Below are 16,391 nucleotides of genomic sequence, written 5' to 3' on the forward strand. Positions count from 1 at the left end.
GTTCAACCAATTCGTCGTCTGGCTTTCGTTATCCGGCCAGCCGGTTCGGGCTGGCCATTCGTTCGGGCTGTTCGTTCGTTCGGACTGGCTGGACGGACTGGTCTTACAGAACGACGACGATGGCGGCGGCGAACGTCAGCAGACTGGCGACGATCTCGATGATGCCCACCGCAAGTGGTCTGACCGGTCGACGTCGGGCGATCATCGGCGTGACCGCAGCCCGGGCCAGCAGAGCCAGTGCGATGCAGCCCAGAACCACGGTCTTGACGGCGTTCCCATCCCCGGCGATGGAACCGGTGGAGCCGATGGAACTGATGGAGCCGATCTCGAATCCGGCCACCACAAGAACGGCGTGCCATGCCACCGAAGCCACATAGTACACGCGACTGCCGCGCTCGCGGATCATGGTCTTGACGAACAATACGGAGCCGAACTGGGCGAGCGTGAATACGACGAGCAGGATGAGGCCGGCCGACGGCACCGACCCGTCCGGCCACCACGACCGCCAGTAGCCGGGGGACCGGAGATCCCAGGGATTCGACGGGGCGGCGATGATCGACTGATACCGCGTCACCTCGGCCGCGCAGGCACCGAACTGCGCATCGGTGCCTGACGACGTATCGAAGGCGCATGCCCGGCGCAGCGCGGACGATCCGACCGAGCAGATGAGTACCGGCATCAGGCAAGAGGCCAGGATGGCCGTCGCATTCGCCCACAGGGAACGTTCGTGCCGAAGATACGCCGCCAGCAGCGACAGGGCGAACAGCGCGGCATACGCCGGAGCCCACCGGAGCAGGCCGGGGGAGGACAGCAGCAGGGGAATGCCGCCGAAGACCAGCAGTACGAGCGCATAGACGATCACCGGACGCCGGTATTGGGTCAGACGATCGGCCCGGCGACGGATCGTTGCCGACGAGGTTGCCGACGAGGTCGCTGCCGACGGTCGTGAGCTTTTCGCCGATCCGAACGCCTTGACCCATCGGGCCGTACAGAACTGCAGGCAGTAGCACAGCGCCCAGCACAGCAGCAGCCATATGCCGCGCCAGTCGGCCCCGGAGACGACCACGGCGGCCAGGGACGGCAGCAGTACCATCGCCCACGCGCCATGCTGATTCGGCAGCCACAGACGGACCGGATTCACGGCGGACGACGGGTCTGTGGACGTCGGGTCTGTGGACGCCGGGTCTGTGGACGCCGATGAGGTGGCCGACGCCGTCGCGTTCCGTCCTCGCGGTTTCGTGCCGACGGTACGGATGGTGCCCGGCGCGACGCGCGGTCGATGCCCGTTGTGGTTGCGAAGGTTGTCATGGTCGGAAGTCATGGAGCACAGTGTAACGGAGTGAGTCGTAATGGAACACGGGGTACGCGGCGACACGCGGCAAATAGGGAGATATCTCCCCATTATTACAGGGGCGTGGTTGAATCGAAACGGATGCCGTACACGGATGTGCGGTGCAAGGGAAGGGAAAATCATGGCGGGAGCGGCCTCAATCCTCGGATCCATGTTCGTGCTGGTGGTATTGGCGCTGATCGTGGTCATCCTGTTTCTCAGTCTGTATATCGTGCCCCAGCAGAACGCCTATGTGATCGAACGTCTGGGCAAGTTCCACGTGGTCACCACGGCCGGTCTGCACATCAAGATCCCGGTGATCGATCACATCGCCCAGAAGATGAACCTTCGGGTCAGCCAGCTTGACGTCAAGCTGGAGACCAAGACGCTGGACAACGTGTTCGTCACCGTGGTGGCCTCCACCCAGTTCCGCGTGGACCCGCGCAACGTGGCCACCGCCTACTACGAGCTGCAGAACCCGGCGGCTCAGCTGCGCAGCTACATGGAGGATGCGCTGCGTTCCGCCATCCCGATGCTCAGCCTTGACGACGCGTTCGCCCGCAAGGACGACGTGGCGCTCGACGTGCAGCGGACGGTGGGCAACGAGATGCAGCGTTTCGGCTTCACCGTGGTCAAGACGCTGATCACCGCGCTCGACCCGTCAGATCAGGTCAAGCAGGCCATGGATTCGATCAACGCCGCCCAGCGTGAGAAGGAGGCCACGAGGCAGCGTGCCGAGGCGCAGCGCATCGCCATCGAGACGCAGGCGCAGGCCGACGCGGAGAAGGTGCGGCTTCAGGGTGAGGGTCAAGCGAACTACCGAAGGGAGATCGCCAACGGCATCGTCGACCAGATCAAGAGCCTGCACGCCGTGGGCATGGACATCGGCGAGGTCAACCAGATCGTGATGTTCAACCAGTACCTGGATGTGATGCGCTCGCTGTCGGAGTCCCGCAACTCCAAGACCGTGGTGCTGCCGGCCTCCACGCCCGCAGGATTCCAGAACCTGTACAGCGAGGTGACCAACGCCCTGCTGACCGGAGACGCCGTGCAGGGCGACGTTCCCGGCGGCGAGGAGCGGCCGGACGGGAACGTCGGCCGGCATCGACAGTGACACGGCATCGACGGCGACAGTAAGACGACAGACAAACAGGCAATAAGACGACAACAGTTAAGGAGCCAAATATGATCGTGACCACGACTCCGAGCGTGGAGGGATACGTCATCACCGGATATTACGGCATCGTGTTCGGCGAGGTGATCTCCGGCGTCAATATTCTCAAGGACATCGGTGCCGGACTGCGCAATGTCTTCGGCGGACGCAGTCAGGGATATGAGGACGAGCTGGTCAACGCCCGCAATCAGGCGCTGGCCGAGCTGGAGCAGCGTGCCGCGGCCCTGCAGGCCCATGCCGTGGTCGGCGTGGACATCGACTACGAGGTGCTCGGTCAGGGTGACATGCTCATGGTCACGGCCTCCGGCACCGCCGTCCAGCTGGCGCCGAAGAACGCATAGCCGGTATCGTGCACGCCGGTATCGTGCATGAATGTGATAGCGTGCGCGGATACGACGAGGGGCCTGTGATCCGGTGGAATGAATCCGCTGGATCACAGGCCCCCTCGATTCGTTCGTGCCCCGGATGCGATTCGAACGCACGACACCCGCTTTAGGAGAGCGGTGCTCTATCCCCTGAGCTACCGAGGCAAGGCAACGACGGTCAATAATACACGGTTTTGCGCCGACGTGACAACATGTGTGTTCGCAGTGAAGTCGTGGCCCATTCACAGGGGATTCATCGCAAACCTGCGTATGATGGCCCACGTTCGCTTGCGGCAGGACCCATCCGTTCGCCGCAGGGTTTTCGCCGTCGGCCGTCCGGTCGTCGTCGAACCATGATGGCATGCATGGCAGGGGAGTGATCGCCGTGGGCAGGGAGCATGGAATCAGACGGGTGCTGTGCGGCGCGCTGGCGTACGTGCTGGCGCTGATCGCACTGGTGGGCATCGTATGCCGGCTGCTGCCGAGTGAATGGAGCATGCTGCCGTATGTGCCCGTGATCATCGCGGCAACCCCATGGTTCGCACTGGTCGCGGCCGTTGCCCTGCTGCTGGCGCTGCTGGGCCGTCATCGTGCGATCGCCGCGCTGATGGTGGCCAGTCTGGCCTTGCAGGCGTTCTGGCAGGCGCCCTTCTTCACCAACATCTTCGATAAAGGCTCCTCGTCCACGTCCTCGGCATCGTCCACGTCCGCGGCTTCGGGGTCGTCCTCGGCATCTTCGTCGGGCATTCGGGTGATGACGTGCAACGTCTACAAGGGCAATGCGGACGCCGAACAGATCGTGTCGCTGGTGAGGTCCGAAGGCGTGCAGGTGCTGGCGCTGCAGGAGACTACCAAGGATTTCGTCTCCCGACTCGAGAAGGCCGGGTTGGGCCAGTACCTGCCGTATTCGCAGACCGCCTACGCCGACGGTGTGTACGGCAACGGACTGTGGTCCTCGACGCCGCTGGTCGGCGCGGTGAAGGACGAGGTCAATTCCAGCGCATCCCAGATGCCGTCTGGCACGGTGACGGTCAAGGGCATGAACCGGTCGTTGCGCTTCGTGTCCGTGCACACCACCGCGCCGGTCGCCGACTATTGGTCGCTGTGGAAGCGCTCCCTGGACGAGATCGCCCTGCTGCGCTCGCGGTCCTCCGTCACCTCGGGATCGGTCACCTATGTGTTCATGGGGGATTTCAACTCCACCTATGATCATGCGCCGTTCCGCAACATTCTCGGCGATCGCTTCGCGGACGCCGCACGGCAGGAGGGTCGTGGATTCACGTTCTCATGGCCGGCGAACCGGCCCGGAGTGCCCCTGCTGTTCGCCATCGACCATATCGTGATCGATCGGAGCCTGAGATCCGAAGGGCTGACCGTTCATCGGATCAGCGGCACGGATCATGCGGCTCTGATCGACACGCTGTACGTGAAGTGACAGGCACTCCGCCTTACTCCAGTGTCACCTACTCCAGATTGGACTGGGTACCGGCCGTGGCGCCGGCGCTGGCCTGATCGGCCTGGGCCTGATCGAGCTGGGCGCGGACGTCGTCAAGCAGCTTCTGCGCACGCTTGGCCAGTGCCTCGCCGAGCTGCCACTGACGCATCGAGGCGTCGAGATCCAGTCCTCCGGCCTCCAGCGCCTGCACGGCCTGAATCAGCTGGTCTCGGGCCTCCTCGTAGCTCAGGGCGTTGATGCGGGCCAGCTCCTCGTCACTCAGTGCGGGGATGGTGGACTGTGCCTGATCGTTCGTATCGGTCATCGGAATGCTCCTTTGTGATTTCGTTGGTACGTATGGTTCGTTTAGTTCGTGGTTCGTCTAGTTCGTTGGTGCGGTTATCTGGATTCATTCGGCAGGCTTGCTGGCGGCACCGGCTTCGGCGACGTCGGCCTCATCCACCGTGGCGCGGATGCGGCCGCGTCGTAGCGTCACCGTGACTCCATCGCCCGCGTGCACGTCCGCCGAATCGGCGACCACGTGCCCATGCGCGTCCTGCACCACGGCGTATCCGCGGTCGAGCGTGGACTGAGGGCTGAGCGCGGTGAGCGAGGCATGGAGCTTCTCCACGGTGAGCGAGGCGTCGTCCGTGATGCGTCGCATGCCGATGTCGAGGCGCCTGCGCGCGTCGTCCACGAACCGTTGTGGCTTGTCCAGCATGGTGAGCGGCCGGTTGAGGCTCGGACGGTTCGCGTAGCCTTCGATCAGTCGGCGTTCGTTATCCACGCGGAACCGGATGCGGTCGCGGATTCGCCGCCGCGCCTCATCGACGATCGCCAGCTGCTCGTTGACGTCCGGCACCACGCGCTTGGCCGCGTCGGTGGGCGTCGAGGCGCGCAGATCGGCGGCGAGCTCGATCAGCGTCCAATCGTCCTCGTGTCCGATGGCCGAGACGATGGGCGTGACGCATGCCGCGGTGGCGCGCACCACCGATTCGTCCGAGAAGCCCAGCAGATCCTCGAAGCTGCCTCCGCCTCGCGCCACGATGATCACGTCCACGCTCGGATCGGCGTCCAGCTTGCGGATCGCGGCCACGACGTCGGGCGGGCAGCTCGGCCCCTGCACATGCGCATGCACCACGGTGAACTCGATGGTGGGCCAGCGCAGACGCGCATTGGTGATCACATCGCCTTCGGCGCGGGCGTGCGGCGCGCAGATCAGGCCGATCCGGTGCGGGAATTCGGGCAGCGGCACCTTGTTCTCGGCGTCGAACAGGCCCTCGCCTTTGAGCCGCCTGCGCAGCTCCTCGATCTGGGCCATGAGGTCGCCCTTGCCCACCCGGCGGATGTCGTCCCCCATGAAGCTCAGTCGCGTCTGCTTCATCCACACGTCCGGCTTGCCGTGCAGGATCACGCGGTCGCCCTGACGGAACTCGCGGGCCATCTGGGCGAACCGGCCGAATCCGGTGACGCTCAGCGAGATGTCCTCCACGTTGTCCCGGACGGTGAGGTATGCGGAACCGGACCGTCGGGTGTTGATCTCGGAGATCTGTCCCTCGATCCAGGTGCCGGGCCATTTGGCCACGGCGTCATGGTACTTGCGGCTCAGCAGGCTCACCGGCCATGGGTTGTCGGGAGAGGTGTCCCGGGCCAGCCGTGGCAGCGGCTGCGCGGGATCGGGCCCCGTCTGCGGGGCGTTGGGGAAAGGCGTATCGGTCATGTGCTCAACTTTCCGTCATCTTCGGGACAACCGTACGGTCTGCGATTCGGTTCGCCGGCCTGTGATCCGGTTCGCCGGTCCGCGGCCGTCCGGTCGGTCCCTGATAGGCCACTGTCTGACTCCATTGTCGGCCGCGTGGAAAAAACCGGGAGATATCTCCCTGTTTTTCGTGTCGTGGTCGTGTCGTGGTCGTGTTGCGCCTGTCCGTCCCGATCCGTCCCCGTCCCTCCGCTCCCCGATGTGAGGTTCGTCACGCTTGGATGGTGACGCAACTCACACCGGGCGCAACGTCCGAGCGACCGGCTATCTTCGTGCATTCGTGGCCGCCGCGGCATAGGCGGCACAGGGCCCCCGGGGTTTCGTCGTGGTTCCGCACGGCTCGCCGGCCGGGCCGGACGACACGCCAGAGCAAAATGGCTGAGCGGCGTCTTTTCCGCATGATTGAGCCGAAAACCACTAGATATACTTCCCGCCCGGCGGAAACCGACTAGATATTGTGGTCGATCTCCTATATTGTTCTATGGGCCGGTTGTTGAGGTCCCGGCTGGAAACGACCTCATGAAGTCGTTGAAGCAGTTGTTTTTGAAGTCACAGGAGGGTGCTGGATGAACATGCAGGTGCTGGATCCGCAGACCGTGGAGCGGGATGCCGCCACCGATACCGCCGATACCGTTCTCGTCGAGAAGCGTGACGGACGCGTCGTCGATTTCGACCCCGTCAACATCATCAACGCCGTCGAGGCGGCCTACTCCGACCTCGACAAGAAGGTCGGTCCGGAGGAGGAGCAGACCATCCGCGACATCGCCAACCGCGTGGAGGGCGAGATCCAGGACCGCTACACCGGCCCCGCCAAGATCGAGGAGATCCAGAACCTCGTCGAGCACGCGCTGATCGACGAGCACCTGTACGAGGTGGCCCGCACCTACACCAACTACCGTCTGAACAAGGACATCGAGCGCGCCAAGGCCACCGACATCAACGAGGCCGTCAAGCGCCTGATGAACAAGGACGAGGCCCTCGTGCGCGAGAACGCCAACAAGGACTCCAACGTCTACGCCACCCAGCGCGACCTGCTCGCCGGCGCCGTCTCCAAGGCCTCCGCGTTCTCCATGCTGCCCGAGGTGGTGGCCAACGCCCACATGAAGGGCGACATCCACTTCCACGACGCCGACTACTCGCCGTTCACCGCCATGAGCAACTGCTCCCTGCCGGACTTCGGCGACATGCTGGCCCACGGCTTCGCGCTGGGCAACGCGATGATGGACTCCCCGAAGTCCATCGGCACCGCCGCCACCCAGATCACCCAGATCATCAAGGACATCGCCGGCTGCCAGTACGGCGGCCAGACCGTGAACCGCTGCGACGAGATGCTCGAGCCGTACGCCAAGCGCGACTACGCGAAGAACCTCGCCATGGCCGAGGCCATGATCCCCGACAGCACCCCGATCGCCGTGGCCGAGGACATGATCGCCGGCCTCAAGGCTCAGGAGCCCAAGTGGCTGCACTTCGAGAACCGCGAGCCGCTGCCCGCCGACACCGCGTTCGACGAGGACCTGCCCGAGCTCGAGCAGCTGCGTGAGATCTACGCCAAGATCATGACCCGCAAGGCCATCTACGACGCCATGCAGACCATGGAGTACCAGATCAACTCCAATCGCGTCTCCAACGGCCAGACCCCGTTCGTCACCGTCGGCTTCGGCCTCGGCACCAGCTGGTTCGCCCGCGAGATCCAGCGTGCGATCCTGCTCAACCGCATCCGCGGCCTCGGCAAGGACCGTCACACCGCCATCTTCCCGAAGCTGGTCTTCACGGTGAAGAAGGGCGTGAACGCCCAGCCGTCCGACCCCAACTACGACATCAAGCAGCTGGCGCTCGAATCGGCCACCAAGCGCATGTACCCCGACGTGGTGTTCTACGAGAACATCGTGAAGATCACCGGCTCCTTCAAGGCCCCGATGGGCTGCCGTTCCTTCCTGCAGGGTTGGAAGGACCCGAAGACCGGCAAGGACGTGACCGACGGCCGCATGAACCTCGGCGTCGTCTCCGTGAACGTGCCGCGCATCGCGCTGGAATCCCACGGCGACGTCAACCGCTTCTGGAAGCTGTTCAACCAGCGCATGGAGGTGGCTCACCAGGCCCTGCAGTTCCGCATCATGCGCTGCAAGCAGGCCACCCCGGTCAACGCCCCCACGCTGTACCGCTACGGCGCCTTCGGCCGCCTGAAGGCCACCGACAGCGTCGACAGCCTGTACAAGAACGGCCGCGCCACCGTCTCGCTCGGCTACATCGGCCTGTACGAGACCACCGCCGTGTTCTTCGGCAAGAACTGGATGACCGACCACAGCTGGGACGAGAACGGCAAGAAGTTCGCGCTTTCCATCGTGCAGCGCATGAACGACCTGTGCAAGCAGTGGAGCGCCGCCGAGGGCTACCACTACTCCGTGTACTCCACGCCGGCCGAGTCGCTCACCGACCGCTTCAACCGCATGGACCGCGAGAAGTTCGGCGTGATCGACGGCGTGACCGACCACGACTTCTACACCAACTCCTTCCACTACCCGGTGTGGCTGCAGCCCACCCCGATGGAGAAGCTGGCCTACGAGAAGGACTTCCCGTACCTCGCCTCCGGCGGCTTCATCAACTACTGCGAGTACCCGTGCCTGCAGGACAACCCCAAGGCCCTCGAGGCCGTGTGGGACTACGCCTACAACATCGGCATCGGCTACCTCGGCACCAACACACCGATCGACCACTGCTTCGAGTGCGGCTACCAGGGCGACTTCGAGCCCACCGACGAGGGCTTCCGCTGCCCCGAGTGCGGCAACTCCGACCCCGACAAGTGCAACGTCACCAAGCGCACCTGCGGCTACCTGGGCAACCCGGTCCAGCGCCCGATGGTGCACGGCCGTCACGAGGAGATCGTGCACCGCGTGAAGCACATGGCCGGCGAGACCGGTCGCGTCACGCTGGACAACGGCTCCGTGCGCGAATGGTTCGAAGACACCAAGTGACCGTGCCATGCGGATCGGTCCGGGCATGAGGACGTGGCGCCACGCCCGTCCCCGGCCCGGTCCGATCCGCGCATATCGCCTCTCCCGAGTCGGGAGAGGCCTTTTTCGTTGTCGGAGACCATCTGAGATCATCGGAGACCGGAAAAAGACCGGGGAAGACAGGAAAAGACCGAGAGACCGGAGAGACCCAAGGGAAAGGAGACGTCATGCCATACGGTGAGGGGTGGAAGAAGGTCCGCCACCATGACTATGCGGCGGGCGAGACGGGCCGCGGACCGTGCGTGCCCAGTGAATTCGCCAACGATCCCCGGGCCGGCCAGTGGGACGGCCGTCGCATGAGCGCCGGCATGATCGCCGATTACAAGCGGTTCGTGGTCACCGACGGCGAGGGCATCCGCTGCTCGCTTTACGTCTCCGGCTGCCCGTTCCGCTGCGACGACTGCTTCAACTCGTCCATCTGGGATTTCCAGGCCGGCTACGAATACGGGCCGGAACTGGAGGACCACATCATCGACGACCTGTCCCAGCCGTGGGTGCAGGGCATCACGTTCCTCGGCGGCGAACCCCTGCTTAACACCCCGATCCTGATCCCGCTGGCCAAACGGATCCGTGAGGAATTCGGCCACGACAAGGACATCTGGAGCTGGACCGGCTACACCTGGGAGGAGCTCATGCGGCCGGGGGAGACCCCCGACAAGCTCGAACTGCTGGGCATGATCGACGTGCTCGTGGACGGCCGGTACATCAAGGACCGCAGGGATTCCCTCCTGCAGTTCCGCGGATCCTCGAACCAGCGGATCCTCGACGTGCCGAAATCGCTGGAGGTGCGCGAGCCGGTGCTGTGGGCCAAGCTGCACGATCAGGAGCGGTTCATCCCCGAGATTTACGGCAAGGACCGTGCCGAAGGCGAGGGACAGGAGAGCTGACCGGGAATCGGTAACGGACCGGGCGGCCGGTAACGGGATCGGGAGATCGGTAACGGACCCGGGTGACCGCGATCGGTCCCCGCCGGGTTCCCGACCGAAATCCGACTGAAATCCGACAAGTGTCGGGATTGGTACGCCATGCGCCGAAATGTGCGGTACACCACGGTCATAATGGTCGATTGCGGTGGGGGTCCGACTACGATTCGTAAGGGATATGCGTGAAGGGTACTGAGAGGTCGAGGCCTAGGTGCTAGGGTTGCACGCCGAGAATGTGAAGGATGAGGTATGCCGGAGTTGAACACGAACGACTGCATCAGAATCGGTCTGGATATCGGATCGACGACGGTGAAGGCCGTCGTGCTGGATCGGGAGAACGGACGGGATGGGGCCGCCGACCGATCGGCCGAGAATTCCCCGTTGGCCGCGCCCGGTCAGCGGATCCTGTTTGCCGACTACCGGCGTCACCACGCCAACGTGCGTGCCACGGTGTCGGGGCTGATGGTCGACATCAGGAAGCAGCTTGACGAGGACGGCCGCGGCGACGAGCCCGTGCAGCTGGCCATCACCGGTTCGGGCGGCCTCGCGCTGGCCGACAACATGCATGTGCCGTTCGTTCAGGAGGTCATCGCCGAGACGGTGGCCATCGACAAGAAGTATCCGCAGGCCGACGTGATCATCGAGCTCGGCGGCGAGGACGCGAAGATCACGTACCTCAAGCCCACGCCGGAGCAGCGCATGAACGGCTCCTGCGCCGGCGGCACCGGCGCGTTCATCGACCAGATGGCCACGCTGCTCGACACCGACGCCTCCGGCCTCAACGACATGGCCAAGCAGTACGAGACGCTCTACCCGATCGCCTCCCGATGCGGCGTGTTCGCCAAGTCCGATCTGCAGCCGCTGATCAACGACGGCGCCGCGAAACCCGATCTGGCCGCGTCCATCTTCACCGCGGTGGCCACGCAGACCATCGCCGGACTGTCATCCGGCCGCCCGATCCGCGGCAACGTGATCTTCCTGGGCGGCCCGCTGTTCTTCCTCTCCGAGCTGCGCGAGGCGTTCCGCCGTGCGCTCAAGGACCGCGTCAAGGAGTTCATCCTGCCCGAGGAGGCCCACCTGTACGTGGCCTACGGTGCGGCCCTGCTCGCCGGCGACAGCGCGAACGCCGACAACGAGGAGGATGCCAAGCGCTACGTGCCGCGCACCTGCGCCCAGCTCATCGACGCGCTCGAGCAGCTGAAGAACCTGCCGAGCAACACGCCCACCATGCCGCCGCTGTTCGATACCGAGGCCGATCGTGAGTCGTTCAACGAACGCCACCACCGCGAGCACATCCACATCGGCACGCTCGAGGGCGCCAAGGGCCCGCACTTCCTCGGCATCGACGCCGGCTCCACCACGATCAAGGCCACGCTGGTGAACGACGACCGCGAGATCGTGTGGTCGAGCTACGCGAACAACGAGGGCAGCCCGCTGACGGCCGCCGTCAACATCGTCAGGAAGATCCAGAGCGAACTGCCCGAAGGCGCCTGGATCGCCCGCTCCTGCGCCACCGGCTACGGCGAGGGCCTGATCACCACCGGCCTGCACCTCGACGAGGGCGTGGTCGAGACCATGGCCCACTACCGCGGCGCCGAAATGGTGAGCCCCGGCGTCACCGCCGTCATCGACATCGGCGGTCAGGACATGAAGTACCTGGCCATCACCGACGGCGTGATCGACTCGATCGCCGTCAACGAGGCATGCTCCTCCGGCTGCGGCTCGTTCCTGCAGACCTTCGCCCAGTCGATGGGCCTGACCATCCAGGAGTTCACGCAGGCCGCGCTCAACTCCGACCATCCGGTCGATCTGGGCTCGCGCTGCACCGTGTTCATGAACTCCTCCGTCAAGCAGGCGCAGAAGGAAGGCGCCTCGATGGAGAACATCGCGGCCGGCCTGTGCTATTCCGTGGTGCGCAACGCGCTGTACAAGGTGATCAAGCTGCGCGACGCCGGCGAACTCGGCGACACCGTGGTGGTGCAGGGCGGCACGTTCCTCAACGACGCCGTGCTGCGCGCCTTCGAACTGCTCACCGGACGCGAGGTCACCCGACCGAACATCGCCGGCCTCATGGGCGCGTTCGGCGCGGCCCTCACCGCCCGCATGCACTACGTCGACGCCGCCGACGAAGGCTCCGGCGAGCACGCCGAGCACACCGTCTCGTCCATCCTTTCCGGCGAACAGCTCGACGACCTGTCGATGACCACCGAACGCGACGTGTGCAAGCTGTGCCAGAACCACTGCAAGCTCACCATCACCACGTTCGCCGACGGCTCGCGCTACGTGACCGGCAACCGCTGCGAACGCGGCGGCGACCGCAGCAAGAAGCGCTCCGACCGGCCGAACCTCTACGAGTACAAGTACAAGCGCTGCTTCTCCTACCGCAGGCTCACCGACAAGAAGGCCACCCGCGGCGAGATCGGCATCCCGCGCGTGCTCAACATGTACGAGAACTACCCGTTCTGGTTCACGCTGCTCACCTCGCTCGGCTTCAAGGTGATGATCTCCGGACGCAGCTCGCACGAACTGTTCGAGACGGGCATCGACTCCATCGCCTCCGAGAACATCTGCTACCCGGCCAAGCTCGTGCACGGCCACATCAAGTGGCTGCTCAACAAGGGCATCAAGACGATCTTCTACCCGTGCGTGAGCTACGAGGAAAACCTGGTCGAGAACACCGACAACCACTACAACTGCCCGGTCGTGGCCAACTACCCGGTGGTGATCGGCGCGAACATGCCCGAACTGCGCGACCCGTCGATCCGCTACATGCGCCCGTACTTCAACCTCGCCCAGCACGACCTCATGGTCGACCGCATCGTCGAGGAGTTCGCGTGGGCCAACGTGACCCGCGAGGAGGCCGAGACCGCGGTCAAGGCCGCATACGCCGAAGACAAGGTGTTCAAGCACGACGTGCAGCAGGAGGGCCTGCGCGCGCTCGCCTACATGAAGGAGCACGACTGCCGCGGCATCGTGCTGGCCGGCCGCCCCTACCACATCGACCCGGAGATCAACCACGGCATCCCCGAGACCATCTGCGCACTGGGCATGGTCGTGCTCTCCGAGGATTCGATCTGCGAGCTGCAGCCCGGCGAGGACCTGCATCTGACCGAATTCCTCTCCGCGGACGAGAAGGATCCGAAGGCCAAGGATTCCGCCGGATTCCGGCACGTCGGCGATCGTAAGGTCACCCGTATGCCGCTGCGCGTGACCAACCAGTGGGCCTACCATTCGCGGCTGTACGCGGCCGCGCATTTCGTCGCCTCGTATCCGGGTCTGGAGCTCGTGCAGCTCAACTCCTTCGGCTGCGGCCTCGACGCCATCACCACCGATCAGGTGGCCGAGATCCTCGCCGACAAGGCCGACGTGTACACGCTGCTCAAGATCGACGAGGTCTCCAACCTCGGCGCCGCCAAGATCCGCCTGCGTTCGCTTAAGGCCGCGGTGGAGGAGCGCGAGGCGAACAAGGCCCGCGAGGAGCGGGAGGCTCAGGAGGAGGCACGTGCCGAGGCTCAGACGGCACAGGCCGAGACCGCCGAGGCTCAGACGGCACAGGCCGAGACCGCCGAGGCCCAGACGGCTCAGTCCATGCAGAAGACCGCCGAGCAGGTGCGCCGCGAGACCATGGCCGAGAACCGTCTCGCCGAGGCGCAGGCCAGGTACGAGGAGGCCCGTCGCCAGCTCGAGGCCGCGCAGGCCGACATGGACAAGGTCATGCCCGCCGCGAACCTCGACGCCGGATTCGTGAAGAAGCCGTACGCCATCGAGCTCGGTGCCGGTGTACAGGGTGCGGACGCGAAGGGTGCCGCCGGTCAGGCGGCCGGGCAGTCTGCCAAGACGTCCGGATTCCGCAGGACCGGTTCCGCAGCCCCGACCGCCGGCCGTCAGGTGCTGCTCGACGCGGTGATGGACGGCAATCCGAAGCTCAAGGCCGCGGCCGGAAAGGGCAAGGCCGGCAAGGGCGGCAAGACGGGCCGTAGTGCGCACAACTCCGCCACGATGTCGAAGTACGCGAACAAGATCCCCTTCGGCAAGTCGATGAAGAAGGACTACACGATCGTGGCCCCGCAGATGAGCCCGATCCACATGTCCCTCATCGAATCGGTGATCCGGTCCGGCGGCTACAAGTTCGACATCCTCAAGGTGGCGAGCCGCGAGGACGTGGAGATCGGCCTCAAGTATGTGAACAACGACGCCTGCTATCCGGCCATCATGGTGATCGGACAGCTGGTGAACGCGATCATCGAAGGCAAGTACGACGCCGACAAGGTGGCCTTGGCCATCACGCAGACCGGCGGCATGTGCCGTGCCACCAACTACTTCGGCCTGATCCGCAAGGCGTTGGTGGACGCCGGATACCCGCAGATCCCTGTGATCGCACTCAGTACGCAGGGACTGGAATCCAACCCCGGATTCACGCCGACCCCGGCGCTGCTGCACCGCGCGATTAAGGCGCTGATCATCGGCGACCTGCTGCTCAAGTGCCTGATGCGCGTGCGCCCGTACGAGGCCACGCCGGGCAGCGCCAACGAGCTGTACGGGATGTGGGACACGATCGTGCGTGAGACCATCGAGCACCACGGCTACTCCAGGACTGCGAAGGCCCGCATCGGCAAGGGCTACCTGCCGTATACGGTGATCCTCAAGGAGATCGTGAAGAGCTTCGACGCGCTGCCACTGCGTGACATCCCGCGCAAGCCGCGCGTGGGCGTGGTCGGCGAGATCCTCGTCAAGTACCAGCCCGACGCCAACAACCATGTGGTCGACGTGATCGAATCGCAGGGTTGCGAGGCCGTGGTGCCCGGCATCATGGAGTTCATGACGACCCGTCCGTACATCACCGACTGGAACGAGAAGCATCTCGGCACCGGCGGCAACAAGGCGCTGTACGCCGTGATGCGCTGGGGACTCGACCGGTATCTCAATCCGGTGCGCCGGGCCATCGACCTGGCCCACGGCAAGTTCCAGCAGGATCTGCCGATGCCCGAACTCGTGAAGAAGGCCGGCGAGGTGACGTCGGTGGGTGTGCAGGCCGGCGAAGGCTGGCTGCTGACCGCCGAGATTCTGGAGCTGATCGAATCCGGCGCCCCGAACGTGGTGTGCGCCCAGCCGTTCGCCTGCCTGCCGAACCATGTGACCGGCCGTGGCATGTTCGGCGAGATCCGCCGGCAGCACCCCGAGGCGAACATCGTGTCGATCGACTACGATCCGGGTGCCTCGGAGGCGAACCAGCTCAACCGCATCAAGCTCATGATCTCCGCCGCCAAGCAGGCCGAGGCCAAGCGGCGGGCGAGTGAGGCCGCCGGCGACATGCGCAACCGGGCCCACGGTCACGGGGACGGCGACGAGGGCCAGTCCAAGCCCACCCTCTCCGAAGCCGCGTAGGGCGATTGAAGATGGTCGGGCGGTGTCCGCGATGGTTGCCTTGTTCGACCACCCCCAGTCACGCCAAGCGTGACAGCCCCCGCCAGCGGGGGCGGGACCGTTGCTTCCGCCGGCTGGAGCAGGACGGCGCGAGTTCCCCGCCCCCGCTGGCGGGGGAGAACTCGTTCTTTGCTCCCGCTGGCGGGAGCTGTCATGCGGGAGCATGACTGAGGGTGGTCGAGTGACGCCTGCCTTGTTTGACCTCCCCCAGTCGGCAGCGGTGCTCCCGCGACACGCCGAATGTTGCATATGCAACTGTTGTAGGTGAGTCGTATTACACTCATCCGTTGCATATGCAACATTCGGTCATACGCCCGGCCGATGATTGTGTGAATCCGCGTGAATCAGGGAGCCTTATGGACCAACGTATCCTCAGCATGGAAATGCGTGCGCTTGGCAAGTCCGTCGATCGGTATCTCGGCGAGACCATGCCCGCGTCCGCGACCGATGCCACGGGAGGCAACGCGCACATCATCATGTTCCTCGCCCGCAACCGCGACAAGGACATCTACCAGCACACCATCGAACGCAAGTTCTGCATCACCCGATCCACCGCGTCGCGCGTACTGACGCTGATGGAGAAGAAGGGGCTGATCGTCCGCGAGCCGGTCGCTCATGACGCGCGGCTCAAGAAGATCATGCTCACCGCCAAGGCCGACGCCATCGTCGCCGATCTCAAACGCAACGGTGAGCATATGGAACGACTGCTGGTCGCCGGATTCTCGGAGGCGGAGCAGGCCGCCATGTTCGATTACGTGAGACGCATGCGCGCCAACATCGACAAGGCGCAGCGGGATTTCGAGACGCAGCGGGATTTCGAGACACACGGCGGGCGCAACGACGAACAAGCCGATATGACCGATATGCCGGATACGACCAACACGAACCATATGACCGATACGAAGAAGAAGGAGGGCGACAGGTGACCCGCACCGCAACACAAGACGTCGCACGGCAGGACAAGCCGAAC

Annotated in this window: 10 protein-coding genes and 1 tRNA gene; 7 read left to right on the top strand and 4 right to left on the bottom strand. The window is 64.7% G+C overall.

The window, feature by feature from the left end; genetic code table 11:
* Positions 1–103 precede the first annotated feature (103 nt).
* Positions 104–1,540, bottom strand: coding sequence for a YwiC-like family protein (locus CSQ87_RS00615; protein WP_100511916.1), 1,437 nt, complete (start codon positions 1,538–1,540; stop codon positions 104–106).
* On the opposite strand from CSQ87_RS00615, the gene CSQ87_RS00620 reads away from it, so the two are divergent.
* Entirely contained in the window at positions 1,503–2,444 is a 942-nt protein-coding gene (locus tag CSQ87_RS00620) for an SPFH domain-containing protein (RefSeq protein WP_100512198.1), read from the top strand. The two genes, CSQ87_RS00615 and CSQ87_RS00620, sit on opposite strands and share 38 nt — an antisense overlap.
* Before the next feature lie 71 nt (positions 2,445–2,515).
* The gene (locus CSQ87_RS00625) at positions 2,516–2,845 is read left to right on the top strand and encodes a putative heavy metal-binding protein (protein WP_100511918.1); all 330 of its coding nucleotides are present in this window, start codon (positions 2,516–2,518) and stop codon (positions 2,843–2,845) included.
* Between the two features lie 116 nt (positions 2,846–2,961).
* Here the strand turns inward: CSQ87_RS00625 and CSQ87_RS00630 are convergent.
* Positions 2,962–3,034, bottom strand: a tRNA-Arg gene (locus CSQ87_RS00630).
* Positions 3,035–3,230: 196 nt separating this feature from the next.
* Between CSQ87_RS00630 and CSQ87_RS00635 the strand changes: the two genes are divergently transcribed.
* Positions 3,231–4,304, top strand: a complete 1,074-nt coding sequence (locus CSQ87_RS00635) for an endonuclease/exonuclease/phosphatase family protein (RefSeq protein ID WP_100511919.1) — start codon at positions 3,231–3,233, stop codon at positions 4,302–4,304.
* A gap of 28 nt (positions 4,305–4,332) precedes the next feature.
* Here CSQ87_RS00635 and CSQ87_RS00640 read toward each other — a convergent pair whose 3' ends face one another.
* Both CSQ87_RS00640 and xseA read right to left on the bottom strand, forming a co-directional pair.
* The gene (locus CSQ87_RS00640) at positions 4,333–4,629 is read right to left on the bottom strand and encodes an exodeoxyribonuclease VII small subunit (RefSeq protein ID WP_100511921.1); all 297 of its coding nucleotides are present in this window, start codon (positions 4,627–4,629) and stop codon (positions 4,333–4,335) included.
* Positions 4,630–4,713: 84 nt separating this feature from the next.
* Entirely contained in the window at positions 4,714–6,024 is a 1,311-nt protein-coding gene (xseA, locus tag CSQ87_RS00645) for an exodeoxyribonuclease VII large subunit (protein WP_100511923.1), read from the bottom strand.
* 611 nt (positions 6,025–6,635) lie between these two features.
* Between xseA and nrdD the strand changes: the two genes are divergently transcribed.
* From nrdD to CSQ87_RS00665, 4 genes are all read left to right on the top strand, one after another.
* Entirely contained in the window at positions 6,636–9,035 is a 2,400-nt protein-coding gene (gene nrdD / locus CSQ87_RS00650; RefSeq protein ID WP_240541762.1) for an anaerobic ribonucleoside-triphosphate reductase, read from the top strand.
* Positions 9,036–9,241: 206 nt separating this feature from the next.
* On the top strand, positions 9,242–9,961 hold the full coding sequence (gene nrdG, locus CSQ87_RS00655; protein WP_100511925.1) for an anaerobic ribonucleoside-triphosphate reductase activating protein: 720 nt from the start codon (positions 9,242–9,244) through the stop codon (positions 9,959–9,961).
* 285 nt (positions 9,962–10,246) lie between these two features.
* Entirely contained in the window at positions 10,247–15,382 is a 5,136-nt protein-coding gene (locus tag CSQ87_RS00660) for an acyl-CoA dehydratase activase-related protein (RefSeq protein ID WP_100511926.1), read from the top strand.
* A gap of 395 nt (positions 15,383–15,777) precedes the next feature.
* Positions 15,778–16,347 carry a MarR family transcriptional regulator gene (locus CSQ87_RS00665; RefSeq protein WP_165776671.1) on the top strand — a complete coding sequence of 190 codons (570 nt, stop codon included), beginning with the start codon at positions 15,778–15,780 and terminating at the stop codon, positions 16,345–16,347.
* The last annotated feature ends 44 nt before the right edge of the window (positions 16,348–16,391 follow it).

Source organism: Bifidobacterium simiarum, assembly GCF_002802905.1.
In the GTDB taxonomy this organism is placed as follows: domain Bacteria; phylum Actinomycetota; class Actinomycetes; order Actinomycetales; family Bifidobacteriaceae; genus Galliscardovia; species Galliscardovia simiarum.